This window comes from Pseudomonas sp. TH39(2020) (assembly GCF_016650715.1).
Classification (GTDB): domain Bacteria; phylum Pseudomonadota; class Gammaproteobacteria; order Pseudomonadales; family Pseudomonadaceae; genus Aquipseudomonas; species Aquipseudomonas mandelii_C.
Window position 1 is genome coordinate 336,484 of sequence record NZ_JAEKFF010000008.1, and the last position, 15,022, is coordinate 351,505.

The 15,022-nt window shown below is 61.3% G+C and carries 16 protein-coding genes; 7 read left to right on the forward strand and 9 right to left on the reverse strand.

What is annotated here, in order from left to right:
* Nucleotides 1–102 precede the first annotated feature (102 nt).
* Nucleotides 103–891, forward strand: a complete 789-nt coding sequence (locus JFU47_RS29835) for an alpha/beta hydrolase (protein ID WP_201187767.1) — start codon at nt 103–105, stop codon at nt 889–891.
* Nucleotides 892–906: 15 nt separating this feature from the next.
* On the opposite strand, the gene JFU47_RS29840 is transcribed toward JFU47_RS29835, so the two are convergent.
* Nucleotides 907–1,227 (reverse strand): DMT family transporter, encoded by a 321-nt coding sequence (locus tag JFU47_RS29840; RefSeq protein WP_134097527.1) that lies wholly within the window; start codon nt 1,225–1,227, stop codon nt 907–909.
* Between the two features lie 81 nt (nt 1,228–1,308).
* A complete protein-coding gene (locus JFU47_RS29845) occupies nt 1,309–1,764 on the reverse strand; it encodes a carboxymuconolactone decarboxylase family protein (protein WP_201187769.1) in 456 nt (151 codons plus the stop codon).
* 194 nt (nt 1,765–1,958) lie between these two features.
* Here JFU47_RS29845 and JFU47_RS29850 point away from each other — a divergent pair, with 194 nt between their 5' ends.
* The 3 genes from JFU47_RS29850 to JFU47_RS29860 all read left to right on the forward strand — a co-directional run bounded on the left by JFU47_RS29850 (nt 1,959) and on the right by JFU47_RS29860 (nt 4,738).
* Nucleotides 1,959–2,588, forward strand: coding sequence for an FMN-dependent NADH-azoreductase (locus JFU47_RS29850; RefSeq protein ID WP_201187771.1), 630 nt, complete (start codon nt 1,959–1,961; stop codon nt 2,586–2,588).
* Nucleotides 2,589–2,615: 27 nt separating this feature from the next.
* Nucleotides 2,616–4,034 (forward strand): MocR-like pyridoxine biosynthesis transcription factor PdxR, encoded by a 1,419-nt coding sequence (gene pdxR, locus JFU47_RS29855; RefSeq protein WP_201187773.1) that lies wholly within the window; start codon nt 2,616–2,618, stop codon nt 4,032–4,034.
* Between the two features lie 104 nt (nt 4,035–4,138).
* On the forward strand, nt 4,139–4,738 hold the full coding sequence (locus JFU47_RS29860) for an LOG family protein (protein ID WP_201187775.1): 600 nt from the start codon (nt 4,139–4,141) through the stop codon (nt 4,736–4,738).
* Nucleotides 4,739–4,740: 2 nt separating this feature from the next.
* Here the strand turns inward: JFU47_RS29860 and JFU47_RS29865 are convergent, their stop codons facing one another.
* The 3 genes from JFU47_RS29865 to JFU47_RS29875 all read right to left on the reverse strand — a co-directional run bounded on the left by JFU47_RS29865 (nt 4,741) and on the right by JFU47_RS29875 (nt 8,091).
* On the reverse strand, nt 4,741–6,012 hold the full coding sequence (locus tag JFU47_RS29865) for an epoxide hydrolase family protein (RefSeq protein WP_201187777.1): 1,272 nt from the start codon (nt 6,010–6,012) through the stop codon (nt 4,741–4,743).
* Nucleotides 6,013–6,188: 176 nt separating this feature from the next.
* Entirely contained in the window at nt 6,189–6,605 is a 417-nt protein-coding gene (locus JFU47_RS29870; protein ID WP_123368867.1) for an organic hydroperoxide resistance protein, read from the reverse strand.
* A gap of 154 nt (nt 6,606–6,759) precedes the next feature.
* Nucleotides 6,760–8,091, reverse strand: coding sequence for an aminotransferase-like domain-containing protein (locus JFU47_RS29875; RefSeq protein ID WP_201187779.1), 1,332 nt, complete (start codon nt 8,089–8,091; stop codon nt 6,760–6,762).
* Nucleotides 8,092–8,174: 83 nt separating this feature from the next.
* On the opposite strand from JFU47_RS29875, the gene JFU47_RS29880 reads away from it, so the two are divergent.
* Nucleotides 8,175–9,065 carry a DMT family transporter gene (locus JFU47_RS29880; protein ID WP_123368865.1) on the forward strand — a complete coding sequence of 297 codons (891 nt, stop codon included), beginning with the start codon at nt 8,175–8,177 and terminating at the stop codon, nt 9,063–9,065.
* On the opposite strand, the gene JFU47_RS29885 is transcribed toward JFU47_RS29880, so the two are convergent.
* Nucleotides 9,013–9,420 (reverse strand): hypothetical protein, encoded by a 408-nt coding sequence (locus JFU47_RS29885; protein ID WP_201187781.1) that lies wholly within the window; start codon nt 9,418–9,420, stop codon nt 9,013–9,015. The two genes, JFU47_RS29880 and JFU47_RS29885, sit on opposite strands and share 53 nt — an antisense overlap.
* A gap of 172 nt (nt 9,421–9,592) precedes the next feature.
* On the opposite strand from JFU47_RS29885, the gene JFU47_RS29890 reads away from it, so the two are divergent.
* The gene (locus JFU47_RS29890) at nt 9,593–10,453 is read left to right on the forward strand and encodes a CAP domain-containing protein (RefSeq protein WP_201187783.1); all 861 of its coding nucleotides are present in this window, start codon (nt 9,593–9,595) and stop codon (nt 10,451–10,453) included.
* 16 nt (nt 10,454–10,469) lie between these two features.
* On the opposite strand, the gene JFU47_RS29895 is transcribed toward JFU47_RS29890, so the two are convergent.
* The 3 genes from JFU47_RS29895 to JFU47_RS29905 form a co-directional block, all read right to left on the reverse strand.
* Nucleotides 10,470–11,099, reverse strand: a complete 630-nt coding sequence (locus JFU47_RS29895; RefSeq protein WP_201187785.1) for a Vgb family protein — start codon at nt 11,097–11,099, stop codon at nt 10,470–10,472.
* A gap of 36 nt (nt 11,100–11,135) precedes the next feature.
* Entirely contained in the window at nt 11,136–12,356 is a 1,221-nt protein-coding gene (locus JFU47_RS29900) for a helix-turn-helix domain-containing protein (RefSeq protein ID WP_201187787.1), read from the reverse strand.
* 231 nt (nt 12,357–12,587) lie between these two features.
* Nucleotides 12,588–13,505, reverse strand: coding sequence for a LysR substrate-binding domain-containing protein (locus tag JFU47_RS29905; protein WP_201187788.1), 918 nt, complete (start codon nt 13,503–13,505; stop codon nt 12,588–12,590).
* Nucleotides 13,506–13,704: 199 nt separating this feature from the next.
* Here JFU47_RS29905 and JFU47_RS29910 point away from each other — a divergent pair, with 199 nt between their 5' ends.
* A complete protein-coding gene (locus tag JFU47_RS29910) occupies nt 13,705–14,997 on the forward strand; it encodes an MFS transporter (protein ID WP_240050545.1) in 1,293 nt (430 codons plus the stop codon).
* Nucleotides 14,998–15,022 lie beyond the last annotated feature (25 nt).

Consider the following 15,022-nt stretch of genomic DNA (forward strand, 5'->3'; position numbering starts at 1 on the left):
TCACAGCGATGGGCATGGGTGCCCCTCCCGGTGCGTCGCGCTATCGGTCTACTACACTCTGACAGCGATCAAGCGATAGCCGTCTTCAGGCCAGAGCAGTCAATGCCGCCCACTAAAGTTAGCCGAATGCCACGAATCCTGGTGTCAATCGTCGTCATCATCGCCGTCGTGTATCTGGCGCTTTGCGCTGCGCTATTTGTGTTCCAGCGCGCCCTCATCTACTTCCCGCAACCCCGCGCTGTCGGCACCTCGGCAACGCTGCTCACGCTGTCCGTTGACGACGCGCAGGTGCTGGTGTCCGTCAGGCCGCACGAGGGGCCAAATGCGTTGATCTATTTCGGTGGGAATGCCGAGGACGTCTCCCGGAGCCTGCCTTCGTTTTCCGAAGCCTTTGCCGATCACGCCGTCTACTTGCTGCACTACCGAGGCTACGGTGGCAGTTCCGGATCGCCCTCCGAGGAGATGATTTCGCGCGACGCCATGACCTTGTTTGACCTGGTCTACGCCACCCATCCACACATTACGGTGGTCGGTCGCAGCCTCGGCTCCGGCGTCGCCGTGCGCCTCGCCAGCCAACGCCCGGCGGCGCGTCTGGTGCTGATCACGCCCTACAACAGTGTTGAAGAACTCGCTGCCCGGCAGTTCCCCATCTTCCCGGTGAAGTGGTTGCTCAAGGACACCTTTGAATCCTGGAAATACGCCGCCCACATCACGGTGCCGACGCTGTTGATCGCGGCGGAGCACGACGAAGTGATACCGCGTTCCAGCACCGAGCGGCTCTTCACGCATTTCGCCAACGGCGTGGCGTCGATGAAGGTCATACCGGGTACGGGGCACAACTCGATATCCGAGAGTCCCGAGTACCTCAAGGTGTTGGGCGATGGTTTGTAAGTGAAACGCCAGCCCTCAGTTCCCCGAGACCAGCCGCAGGCCAATGACACCGGCCAAAATAAGCACGATGCACACTATCCGCAGCGCCGTCGTGGCGTCGCCCAGCAGCACCATGCCCAGAATCGCGGTGCCCGCCGCGCCGATACCGGTCCAGACCGCGTAAGCCGTCCCCACGGGCAGTGTTCGCAGCGAGAGTGAAAGCAGAAAGACACTCGACAAGCCAGTGGCGGCCGCCAAGAGTCCAGGAGTTAATCGCGTGAAACCGTCAGAGCCTTTCATGTAGAAGGCGAAGGCGATTTCGAGGATGCCAGCGATGCCAAGCAGTGCCCAGGCCATAGTCATAGTTCCGTTGGTTGACTCGCCAAGCGTTACGGCTCGGCGAGACTGGGAGAGAGTTTTACTGACTGAAGGGGTACTTCAAGCGTTGCCGGCAGCCGCAGGCACAGAGCGGAACGTAATGCCGAGTCGATTAAAGGCGTTCATCAATCCGATCGCATAAGTGAGATCAGCCAGTTCTTTATCGCTGAACTCGGCAGCAGCGGCTTGATAGTCCGCATCGGGAACCCCCGTTTCAGCGACGCGAGTGACCGTTTCCGCCCAACTGAGTGCGATGCGCTCACGGGTGCTGAACACTTCGCCGGCATCGCGCCACACGGGTACTAACACGAGCTTTTCTACGGTAACGCCGAGTTTCACCAGGTCGCGGGAATGCATATCGATGCAATAAGCACAGCCATTGATTTGCGACACCCGAAGGTAGACAAGATCGATCAGCTCGTGTGAGAGACCGCTGTTTTGCAGGTAGACGTAGACCCCGCCAAAAGCCTTGTAACCTTCGGGTGAAGCCTTGGCGTAGTCGAGACGATTGCTCATGATGAATCCTTGTAGTGGTGGGTTGAAGGACTCCATCGTGCTGCGGCTTGGCCTATTTGATAAGGTCCATGATCGGTCTTGTGTTCTGGGCCATGATGGCCCAGTGACAAACCCCATTCATGGACCTTTGGTCTGGGTCATAGGCTTCCTAGAATGATTCCCCTCAACCACGTCATTTCAGAAACGGGTGAATCATGAAAATCCTCCACGTGACTTGCAGTCCTCGCGGGCACTGTTCCGAGAGCTTGCGACTTTCTAAAAACATTATTGGGTGTTTACTGAATAACGATCCAACGGCGACCGTCATAAACCGAGCGGTGGCAGGTGACGTTCTATCCCAAGTGGATGAGCCTTACGCGACGTCCCAACAGTCGTCCGCAGACGTCTCCCAAGAGGGCTCTATCGCCCGCTCGGAAGCGCTGATTGAAGAACTGGAAAGTGCCGATGTCGTGGTGATTGGAACGCCCATGCATAACTTCACCGTACCGGCAGCACTGAAGGTCTGGATCGATCACATCGCTCGCGTTCGTCGCTCGTTCAATGTCGGCGCAGAAGGCAAAACCAGCCTGCTGCGCGACCGTCCCGTCTTTATCGCCGTGTCATCGGGTGGAAGATTTTCCGGGGAGCACCCACGCCAGCCAGACTTTCTGACGCCGTATCTGAAAGCCGTGTTGGGCATGATCGGGCTGCATGACCTGACGTTTTTCACTGTTGAAGGAACGGCCTTCGGCCCGGAGGCGGTAGCGCAGGCCCGGAGCAAGACAGACCAGGCGCTGCACGAGTTTTTTCTAACTAATACCGGCAGCGCTTTTGGCGCAGACTGAGCGCGATGGCATGCACAGGCGAGGCTAATGGCCAATCAAATCAACAGTTTTTCACCCCTAGATCCAGCCTCCACGGAACCGATTTACCGGCAAATCTACTGGCGGTTCCGCAGCGCGATCACTGACGGCGTGCTCACACCGGGGGACCGAATTCCTGCGGCCCGGGCACTGGCAAAAGAACTTGGCCTGGCCAGAGGCACCATCGATACCGCGTACTCACTCCTGACCGCCGAGGGGTACATCCAGTCGCGTGGTCAGGCCGGCACGATCGTGGCGCCGGGTATCAACGTCAGGGCGTCCTCTGCCTCCACGGAGCGACCTTTCGGTTCAGCGGGAAGCCCTTCCATCAGGCAAAAGGCTCCGGTCCTGCCCTTTCAAATGGCCCTGCCCGCGCTGGACGCCTTTCCAAGGAAAATCTGGTCGCAAATTGGCGCACGCTGCGTGCGTGCCACGCGCGTCCCGGACATGGCCAATCCGTCTGTGTATGGGCTGGAGTCGTTGCGCACCGCGATTGCCACCTACTTGCAGGTCGCACGGGGAATTACCTGCTCGCCCGCTCAAGTGTTCATCACCTCGGGCTATCGAAATACCCTGGCGTTGATCGCTTATGCGCTTCTCAAACCGGGAGATCGCGTGCTGGTTGAAGACCCCGGATACCTGCCCACCCGCCAGTTGCTGGAACATCTCCAGATGGACATTGCCCCCGTGCCGGTCGACCAGGACGGCATGCGTGTCGCGCAAGGTGTGAACAGTTCGCCCGGCGCGCGTGCGGCGGTCGTCACCCCGGCCCATCAGAGCCCGCTGTGCGTGTCGCTGTCGCTGCCGCGACGTCTGGCGCTCCTTGAGTGGGCGAGCCAACAGCACGCCTGGATTGTCGAAGACGATTACGACGGAGAGTACCGCTACATCAGCCGGCCGCTGCCCGCGCTCAAGAGCCTGGATCGCGAGGGTCGGGTGCTCTACTCCGGGACCTTCAGCAAGGTGCTGTTTCCCGGCATCCGGCTCGCGTACCTGGTGGTGCCGTCAGCGCAAGTCGAACGATTCGAACACGTCAGCCAGACCTTCCTCGGCGGTTGCCCGGAACTCACCCAAGCCATCGTCGCAACGTTTTTGACCGAGGGTCATTTTGCTCGCCACATCCAGCGCATGCGAAAACTCTACGGCGAACGCCGGGAGGCGACCGCGAGGGGGCTGAAGAAAGCCCTGGGCGATCACATTCGTATTGATGCTCAGCCGGGCGGCATGCACCTGATCCTTCGTCTGACGGACCAGCAATCCGATAAGTCGCTGGTCGAGCGCCTGCAACAGGCGGGCATTTATGCAGAAGCCCTGACCGACTGGAGTATCCGTGGCCAGACCGATTCTGCGCTGCTGCTCGGGTTCGCCAACATCGACTCGCAGGACGCCGCCGAACAACTTGGCAAACGCATTCTGGAGTTGATGTAAAAACATCGACGGTCATGGCACACTCCATTTGCCCATTCTTGGATCTTCTTCGCAGGTCCAGGCGTGCGCATCATGGGGGCTTACCTTCCAACGGGAATAATCCGATGCCCACGCCTCCTCCACTTCGTAGCCTGGCTGTGTTCTCTGGCTCCAATTTCGGTTTCAACCCCGAGTATGTCGACGGTGCCCAAGCCTTGGGCCGGGAAATCGCAAAACGCGGAATACGCCTGGTCTATGGCGGCACCGACAAGGGCCTGATGGGCGTCATGGCCGATGCGGTGCTCGCCGAAGGCGGTGAAGTCATCGGCATCATTACCCACCTGCTGTTCGACCTCGGGCATCTGCATGGCGGACTGACCCGGCATGAAGTGACGCCAGACATGCGCAGCCGAAAGACGCGCATGAGTGAATGCGCCGATGCGTTCATTGCACTGCCTGGCGGCCTTGGGACATTTGAAGAGCTGTTTGAAGTGGCGACCCTGACGCAACTGGGCGAACACCACAAAGGCGTCGCCTGCCTGAACATCGGCAACTTTTTCAATCCGGTTCGCAGCCTGCTCAACCATGCCGTGACCGAAGGTTTCATGAAGGCCGAACACAGCGAGATGCTGATCTTCCACACCGATCCGTCGGCGCTGATTGATGCGCTGGAGCAGTGGCAAGCCCCCACCGTCGCGAAATGGATCGGCCCCAAGGTTGTTTGAACTCAGCGCAGCGATCGGAACGCCGTGCGAAGTTCCTCGGTAAAAAGCTGCGGCTGTTCCCAGGCCGCGAAGTGGCCACCCTTCTCGGCCTGGTGGAAATAGATCAGGTTGCTATAGGCGCGCCGGGCCCACGACTCCGGCGGGCAGTAGACATCCTCTGGGAACACGGTGACGGCCACCGGCAGCGAAATCTCGGTGGTCTTCTGTGCGGCCGAAGACAGAGGGCTTCGCCCCATGTTCTCCCAGTAGAGCCTGGCTGCCGAAGCGGCGCTATTCGTCAGCCAGTAGAGCGTGATGTCGTCCAGCACTTCATCCTTGGTCGGCGACTGTTGGGCGTCGGCGCCGTATGTCCACCGAGCAAAGCCTGGATGCACGAGCATGAGCGCGGCGAGGAAGGCCGGTGAATCCGTCGCGCCGTAACCGATCATCTGCGGCCGCGCGGCCATCATCGTGCTGTACGCCAGGTTTCCCTGTTTGACGAGCGTGGCGACGGCGTCGTAGGTCGCGCGTTCTTCCTCGGAAAATCCCGCCGGTGCCGGTCCGCCGACAGCGAGCGCCGCGCTCGCTTCCGCCGGTATCGTGGCTGATAGGTTAAGGTGAATGCCGCGCAATCCGACCGGCGCCTGGCGCGCCATCGCGCTGGTAATGGGGGCGCCCCAGTCGCCACCCTGCGCCACGTAATGGGTGTACTCGAGGCGCTGCATCAACTGCGCCCAGACCCGCGCGATGTGCTCCGGATCCCAACCGATACCACTCGGTTTGCCGGAGAAGCCGTAGCCAGGAATGGACGGAATCACCACATCGAAGGCATCTGCCGCATTGCCCCCGTGGGCGGTCGGGTCGGTGAGCGGACCGACGACCTTGATGAACTCGAACACGGAGCCTGGCCAACCGTGGGTCATGATCATCGGCAGAGCGTTCGGGTGGGGGGAACGCACCCAGATAAAGTGGATATCGACCCCGTCGAGGGTGGTCACGTACTGCGCCAGATTATTGAGCTGCGCCTCGGCCTTGCGCCAATCGTAGTCCGTGCCCCAGTAGCGAACCAGCGCCTGCAATTGTTCCAGCTGCGCGCCCTGTGATCGATCGGAAACCGTCTCTTTGTCCGGCCAGCGAGTCGCCGCGATACGGTTGCGCAGATCGGTGAGTTCCTTGTCCGCAATATTGACGTGGAAGGGTTGGATGGCCTTAGCGTCAGTGGCGGGCGCCGCGCTGGCGAGGGCCGAGACGCAAAGCGCGAGGGTAGCGATAGCAACCGCGAATAGGGGCTTCATCTTCATTACCTCAGTTGAGGGTCACGATGAGTGATGAGTTTGCGCTTATCGGTCACCGAAGACGCTTTACCACCAGCCGGTCCGAGAAGGCTTTGGGCACGTCAGCCATATCGCAAGGGCGAAACGCCAAGCTTCACCCTTGCGATGCCTTGCCCAAAATGCGTAACAGGTCCGGCTCAGACCAGGTTGATTTCGACGTTAATGTTGCCCCGCGTGGCTTTGGAATACGGACACAGCTTGTGCCCTTCATCCACCAGCGCCCGCGCCGTTTCGCGATCCATTCCCGGCAGGCTGATGTTGAGGCGAGCCTGCAGGAGGTAGCCGCCTGCGTTGGTGCCCAGGTCAACTTCGGCGTCAATGGCCAGATCAGGTGGGAGCGTGACCTTCATTTTGCCGGCAGCGACCTGCATCGCACCGATGAAGCAGGCTGACCAACCCGTGGCGAACAGTTGCTCCGGATTAGTGCCGTCACCCTTGGCACCCGGGGACGAAAGCTTGACGTCGAGTCGTCCATCATCACTGCGTGATGCGCCGTCCCGCCCACCGGTGGTGTGGACTTTGGCGGTATACAGTACTTTTTCGATCTGGGTCATGATGATCTCCTGATTGAAAATGCTGGATGAAAAAGATTGCCCTAAGTGACTGTATCGACCAGTCCTTCTTGCTTGATGGATTCGCCGTCAGGGCGCTTGCGTAATCTGCAGCGGACTGGACCTTTCAATATAGATGGCGGTGGGCGACTTCGGGTTATGAATAAGCACCAATCACCCATTTAACTTTTTCCAGCGCCTCCCGCAGTGCACCCATCTCTGCCGACCCCAGCGCCAGGCGAATCGCATGCGGTACATGAGCAGAAGTGGCAAAAGGCTCAGCGGTTGAAACCGCCACTTTTTCACGCAGCAAGGCCGCGGCGATCTGGTCGGCTCTTGCATCCTCAGACAAAGGCAGCCAAAGAAAATAGGACGACGGGTGGCGGATAGATGGAAGGCCCGCCAGCACTTCCGCGGCCATGGTTTGCCTGGCCTGAGCATCCCGACGTTTTTCAGCTTCCAGTTGCATGACGGTGCCATCGTCGAGCCAGGTGCTCGCGATCGCCGTCAGCACGCCGGGGGTATTCCAGGTGGTCGCCCTGATCGTTCGCTCCAGCGCGGGCACTTTTTCGGCTGGGGCGGCGACAAAACCTACGCGCAGCCCAGTGGCCACACTCTTGGAGAGCCCTGAAACGTAAACGGTCCGCTCGGGGGCGAGTTGCGCAATCGGTGCCGGCGGGTTCTCGGCAAGGAAGGCATACGCGGCGTCCTCGATGATGAGCAAGTCATGCCTGCGCGCAATGGTCACCAGCAAATCGCGCTGATCGGCACTCATCACCCACCCCAGCGGATTGTGCAGCGTCGGCATCGAGTACACCGCACGCACGCGGCGATTCCGGCACAGGCTGTCCAGCGCCTCCAGATCAGGTCCCCGTTCGGTCACGGGTATGGGCACGATTTCAAGGTGCAAGGCTTCGGCCAGCACGATGAATCCTGAATAGGTCAGCGCATCCGCTGCAATTACATCACCGGGTTGCAGCAGCGCCATCATCGTCACGGCCAGCCCATGTTGGGCACCACTGACCATCAGCACTTGCTCGGCATCCACCGTCAGCCCTCGGGCGAGTAAATGGCGCGCCACCGAGGCACGCTCATGCAGGCGCCCGGCGTGTGGCTGGTAGCGCAACAGGGATTCCAGATCACCGCCCGAGGCGAGTTGGCGCAGCGCATTTCGCAAGAGTTCTGCCTGCCCTGGCAGCGAGGGATAGTTGAAGTTGAGGTCGGTCATTCCAACGGCAACGTTTTTCTGGTCGATACCCAGGCCAGGCGGCAACGACGTCTCTCGCACGAACGTGCCTCGCCCCGTCTCGCCGCTGACCAGACCCATGGCTTCGAGCTCTGCGTAGACCCGACTGGCGGTCACCAGTGCCAGCCCTTCTGTCGCCGCCAGTTGACGGTGCGTCGGCAAGCGCGTGCCCGGCAACAATCGGCCTGACCGGATGTCAGCCGCCAAAGCATCCACTAATGACTTGTACCGTGAGCGAGGCATGTCGAGATGTATCCATGACAATTTTTTGATTGTAGTGATCATCGATCATACGATGGATCTCTGCAAATTCAGAGCGCCCTCAAATGGAACGGACCCTGCAAAACCCAACGACGGAAAAGACCGCGAGCGGATGGCTCAACGGGTTCATCGGCGTGCTGATTTTTAGCGGCTCGCTACCGGCCACACGGTTGGCCGTGCTGGAATTCGACCCGGTTTTCCTGACCGTTGCCCGAGCGGCGATTGCCGGGCTGCTGGCGCTTTGCTTGCTTGTGCTGTTTAAAGAACAACGTCCCGCCAAGCGTCAGCTTTTGCCCTTGGTGATCGTGGCAATGGGCGTTGTGGTTGGGTTTCCGCTATTGACGGCGCTGGCGCTGCAGTACGTGACGTCGGCGCATTCCATCGTCTTCGTTGGCCTGTTGCCACTCGCTACAGCGGTGTTCGGCGTGTTGCGCGGCGGGGAGCGTCCACGGCCGGTGTTCTGGTTCTTCTCGGTGCTGGGCAGCGCGTTGGTCGTGGGGTTTGCGGTCTCGCAAGGCCTGACCGCTTCGCCGACCGGCGACATTCTCATGCTGCTGGCCATCCTCGCCTGCGGGTTGGGTTATGCAGAAGGCGCAAAGCTTTCAAGAACACTGGGAGGCTGGCAGGTCATCTCGTGGGCATTGCTGCTGTCGCTGCCCGTCATGGTCCCGTTGACCTGGTTCATGGCCCCGGCTTCGTTCTCGGGAATCACCCCAGCCGCGTGGTTCAGCCTGGCTTACGTATCGCTCTTCAGCATGCTGATCGGCTTCGTATTCTGGTACCGCGGGCTGGCCCAAGGGGGGATCGCCGCCGTCGGCCAGTTGCAACTGCTGCAGCCGTTTTTTGGTTTGGCGCTGGCGGCCACGCTGCTTCACGAGCACGTCAGCATCGGCATGCTGGGGGTTACCGTCGCGGTGATCCTTTGCGTGGCCGGGGCGAGGAAGTTTTCGAAGTGAGCGGGCGCGACAAGCGTTGCTGCCAGTTTCCGGCATTGGCGCGCTGACAGGCTTCTTCAGAATCGAACTGCACATGGGCCGATACCGTGCTGACGAGAACGTCCGCTTCGTTTAACGCATTGGCAGTCAACTCGACCATGCGCTCGCCCTGTCCGCTCGCCAGCGCCTGATTTTTATTACCCTGCGTATCGAAGACCCAGATGACCCGCAGGCTGGAGGGGAACAGGTCGTAATCGACCTCGTGGGTCAGCCAGCAGAACCCGACGATGTCCACTTTGGCCGTCTCACACGCCTCAGTCAGAGTGGCAACCAGGCGACGCTCGATCTGCGCCTGATCGCGTTTGCTTAACGGCATGGGCGGGTCCTTGTGACGGGTAAAAAGAAGCCATCATACGACACCTCCATGTCCTCTTGGCGGACGCACTGACCCCACCGCAAATATGTCTCTTGCACCCGTGAACCTTGTGTTGAAGCGCCAGTCATAGCCGAGCCGTGAATTCCACTTGCCCGCTCAGAGCTATTCATCCATGCGCCAAACCCGCCTGTCCGTTCGCGTTGCCTCGCTCTGTTTCATTCCTCTGTTTTCCCTGTTCGCCAACCCCGCCCACGCCGGTGCCGAAAGGCAGTTGGTGGAAGCCATCAACGACTACCGCGCTCACCCCGATCGCTGCTCAGGACGCGCCGGCCGAGCGTTATCGCCGCTGGCGTTGAAGTCGAACCTGGCCTTGCCGATCGGCTATGGCGGCGGATTGCGCGATCGATTGAAGGCGTCCGGCTATCAGGCAGTGACGGTGCGCACGATTCGTGTGGTCGGTGCGCAGGATGCCGATGAGGCCTTCGACATGCTCCAGAGCGATTACTGCGGGGCGTTGCTCGATACCCAATATGCCGAAATTGGCGTCAGTCGTGCCCGGAGCGAGTGGCAGGTGGTACTGGCGCAGCCCGTGCTGGACAGTCGCGTGGGTGATTCGCGAACCGTCAGCAAGGCGTTGCTGGCACAGGTCAATGCGGCACGCTCAAAGCCGCGCCTCTGCGGTCGTCAGCGCTTTGCCGCCGCACGGCCATTGGGCTGGAACGCAGCCCTGGGCGCTGCGGCGCAGGGGCACAGCAAGGCGATGGCCTACGGCAACTACTTCGCCCACCAGGACCCCGACGGTGACATGCCCGCAGACCGGGCCAGAGCCGCAGGTTTCCGGGGCCGGCAGATCGGCGAGAACATCGCCGCCGGCCAGGGCTCACCGAGCAAGGCCATGTCGGGCTGGCTGGCCAGCCCGGGGCACTGCGCCAACCTGATGAACCCAATGTTTACCCAGGTGGGTGCGGCCTATGCGGCGGACGCACGCAGTGATGAGGGGGTTTATTGGACGATGTTGTTTGGCGCGCCTTGAGTGATTGAGCGGCGCTTTATTTGGGGCGCCGCACCGCCCTCACCTTTCCACTGCCACCGCCGCCGCAGAAAAACTGCTCGCCGCCATCCGATTCAAGCCCCGACACCCCGACGCCGGCCGGCAGTTTCACGCTCTCCAGCACCTCGCCGGTGGTCGAATCGATATGGCGTAACTCACTCTCGTCTTCTTCCCAGGTGCCATGCCACAGCTGCCCCTCGACCCAGGTCACCCCGGTGACGAAGCGGTTGGATTCAAGGGTGCGCAGAATCGCGCCGGTCTCGGGATCGATCTGATGAATCTTGCGATCCCGATACTCGCCGACCCACAGCGAACCTTCCGCCCACGTCAGCCCTGAGTCACTGTCGCCAGGCGCCGGGATTGTCGCGAGTACACGACCGGTCTGCGGGTCAATTTTCTGGATGCGGTCCTCGGCGATCTGGAACAGGTGCTGGCCGTCGAAGGCGGTGCCGGCATGGGCGGCGACATCGATTGAACGCAGTGTCTTGCCACTTTCAGGGTCCAGGGCGTTGAGTTTGTCGCCGGTGGCAAACCACACGTGCTGGCCGTCCCAGGTGACGCCATGCACCTTGTCGACACCGGCAAAGGGTCCATATTCACGGAGGATTTGAGCTGCTGTCTGTTTCATGTTGGCATTCCTCGTTACGGGTGGGTGACGTTCATCCTAGTCACCCGGCAGTGGCACCGGGAGTAACAAGGTCGTCGCGAAACCCGGCACCGGCGGGGTCATCCAGCGACGTGCCCGACCGCGACCGAACGACTGCACCTTGCCCGCGCATGCCAGTTCATCGAGCGCCCGTTGCACCGTCCGCTGGCTGGCACCGAGGGCCAGTGCCAGGGCCGAGCTCGACCACGACTCACCGTCGACGAGGAAAGCGAACACCGACCCGTGCTTCTCTTCGACATGTTGCGCCAGCACCACAACGTCAGAGGCAACCAGCGACACCAGCGCAAACCCGCGCTGGGTAGCCGTCACGCCGGCCAAGGGTTTCAGTGCCGCACGCAGTCGCCCGACTTCGACTCTCAATCGGGCGCGAAGGGACTCATCGGCGTGCTTCAAACGAAAGGCCTGGGTAATCAGCGTTTCCCTCGACACGTCGGCCGGCCACGCTTCGGCCAGTGCCCGTGCGAGGGCGAACAAGACCGGGCGTGTGGCGAGGGAAACCGACATGCCGGCACCACGCACCACGTAGCGACACGCGTCCACGACCAACGACGTGGACGCGAGCAACGCTTCAACCTCATCCAGCAACAGAGGCCGTTCTTCGCCACGGGCAATCAAACGCGCGACGGGCGTGTCCAGGACATGGGCAGCGTTTTCCACCTCGGCCGTCAGCGCAGGAATATCGGCGTCGCGCGCAGCGTGCTCGGCTCTTGTGAGTGCAGACCGCGCCTTGTTCGTCTCCAGCCGGCGCATTGCGATCCCCGCCACGACCAGTTCGTGGGCGGCGCGCAAGGCCGGTGGCAAGGTCGCGGGGTCAAGCTCGGCGAGCAGCACGTCGGCCTCTTCAAGATGCCCGATCAGCAGCAAACGCCGAATCTGCAAATACCGCGCATGAGCGGCGTTCACTCGATCGCCGTGCGTCTCAAGCGTCACTCGCGCGGACTCAAGTGCCTTCACCGGCCAGCCCAACTCCCGGGAGGCCAGCGCGATCTCGGCCTCGGCGACCACACACCGTGCCCGAGCCAGGGCCTCCTTCGGCCCGAAGGCCCGCGCCGCCTTCTGTACCAGCGCCTTGGCCCGCACCAAGTCGCCGAGTTGCGCCATCGCAATCCCGCGCAACGCCAGCGCCGGCGCATCGTCGCGCAACGCGACCCGGTTCAGCGCGCCGAGCGGATCACCCGCAGCCAGCGCCTGCGCTGCGGCCGTGATCAGCGAGTCCATCGCAATCCCGCCACCGTTGTCACTCCCACCGTCGGATGTTCGCTGTTGAGTCTATCTCACGATGACCCATCACGAAGGAGGCCGCCCGACATTCGAATGTTGGGCGTGACTCTAGGGCCGCAGGTGCCTGCCCCGCCTCTGGGAAATCCTTAAGCGGGTATCGGTTTTTCTTATCGGGTGATTTAAAACGGTTGCTCCTTCGTCAAACAATCCGAAGCGCTATCGGGCTCGTCACTGCCCAGCCGCCCACCCCGGCTGCCGCCCGAAGTCTTTGAACAGTTCAAAAATGGTCGCTTTGACCTTTTGCACCGCGTTGCTCTCGACGACGGTGTCATGCCAGCACAGTGAAAGATCACGGGTAAACAGTCGATGATCGATCCTGGCCAGTTTGAGCCTGTGTTGTTCAAGTTCAACATGGGCGGCCGCCCACGGCAGGATCGTCACGCCCAGTTTGGCCAGGACGGCCGAGAACAACAGGTCCGTGGAGTTGGCCTCGAACTCAACCTCACAGTGCAGGCCCGCCTCCTGGAACGCCGACTCGACCCGGCTGCGAATCGTGTTTGGCGCACAGGGCAGCACCAGCGGCATCTTCGCCAACGCCTCGATCGACACCGGCCCATCCGGTAATGAAAACTCGGGCCACGCCACCAGGTACAACGTTTCGGTGAACAGCCGCTGCATGGCCATGCCACGGGTTTCGACCGCATCGACATTCACTGCCAGCGCCACTCGCCCCACCGTGATCAGCCGCCCCAGGTCGGCGCTCGGGGCATCAATCAACTCCAGCTTGATGCCCGGGTAGCGACTGCGAATCGTGCGTGCGAGCGGGATGGCCAGCATGCGCGCGGTACTCGACGGCATGCCGACCGACACTTTGCCCTGCGGGAATTCGGCGTCCTGACGCAGCAGTTCCTGGGTGCCGTCGGCCTGGCGCAGCAGTTCGATGGCATGCCGATACAGCGTCTGCCCGGCCGCCGTGGGCACGACGCCATGCACACTGCGCTCAAGCAGTTGCATGTCCATGTCCAGTTCCAGATTACGCATCTGCTGGCTGATCGCAGGCTGCGCGATGTGCAGCGCTTCGCTGGCGCGGGTGATGTTGCCGCACTCGACCACTTTGATGAAATACCGCAACTGGCGCAGGTCCATGCATCCCTCCAAAGCCATATAACTTTCCGATGGAAGCAGAGGAATATCATATTTGAAGCTTATGAGATACGACGCCTAGACTCGTCTCACAACAAACGAAGCGCCAACGGCCGCCACCGGCAAGCAGCGCTTCTATAGGCCTGATCAAGGTCAATGGGAGATCTCAATGTCTAGAGTGTTAACAGCATCAGCAACGAGCGTGAAGCCCATCAAGACGCCCCTGACCCGCGAGCAGATTCGCGGCTTCTGGACGGTTTACGTGGGATGGGTTCTGGATGGCGTGGATTCAGTGATCTTCGCCCTGGTGTTGATTCCTGCCCTGACTGAGCTGCTGCCCGCCTCGGGCATTGAGCCCACCGCCACCAACATCGCCATGTACGGGTCGATCACGTTCGGGTTGTTTCTGATCGGCTGGGGGATGTCGTTCATCTGGGGGCCGCTCGCCGACCGCTTTGGCCGGGTGAAGATGCTGGCCGCCAGCATCCTGGTCTACTCATTGTTTACCGGCGCGGCAGCGTTCTCGGAGAACATCTGGCAATTAGCAGCATTCCGGCTGATCGCGGGGATTGGCGTCGGCGGCGAGTGGGCACTCGCCGGCACCTATGTCGCCGAGAGCTGGCCGGAAGACCGGCGCAAGATGGGCGCGGGTTATCTGCAAACCGGCTACTACTTTGGCTTCTTCATTGCCGCGCTGTTGAACTACACCGTCGGCGCAACCTATGGCTGGCGTGTGATGTTTCTCTGCGGCCTGTTCCCGGCGTTCATTGCGATCTATACCGCGCTGAAAGTGAAAGAGCCGGGCCAGGTGCGCAACGCTGCGCTCAACATCAAAACCCCCGAATTGAAGCCTGCAACCCGCGCGTCGTGGTGGGAAATCTTTGCCCCGGCCTTTCGGCGCCGCACGTTGACCAGCTCTTTATTGGTCGGGGTCGCCATCGTCGGTTTGTGGGCCGGCTCGGTGTACGAAGCAACGGCCGTCGTCACGCTGGCCACCCAGGCAGGCATTGATCACGTCGGCGCGGTGCACCTCGCCTCCATCGGTGCGGCGGTGCTGTCACTCAGCACGATTCTGGGTTGCCTCGTGGCGCCCTGGCTGGCCGAACGACTGGGTCGACGGGTGGCGCTGGGCATCTATTTCGCCGGCATGGCGGCATCGATCATCGTCGCATTCGGCTGGGTGTTCTATATGGACGATGGCCTTCACCTGTTCATGGTGTCGCTGGTGTTCCTCGGTTTCTTCGGCGGCAACTTCGCGATTTTCTCGCTCTGGCTGCCCGAGCAGTATCCGACCCGGATCCGCGCCACGGCCTTCGCCTTCAATGCCTCGGTCGGCCGCTTCATCGGCGCCGGCGTCAACTTCCTGCTGGCCGCGGCGATTCACTGGTACGGCTCGCTCGGCGCGCCCATCGCCTGGACGGCCGCGGCCTTCGTGGTCGGCATTCTGATCCTGCCGTTTGCCGTCGAAACCCGTGATCAAACCTTGCCGCAATAACACGCACCTGAACATTCACTGGAGA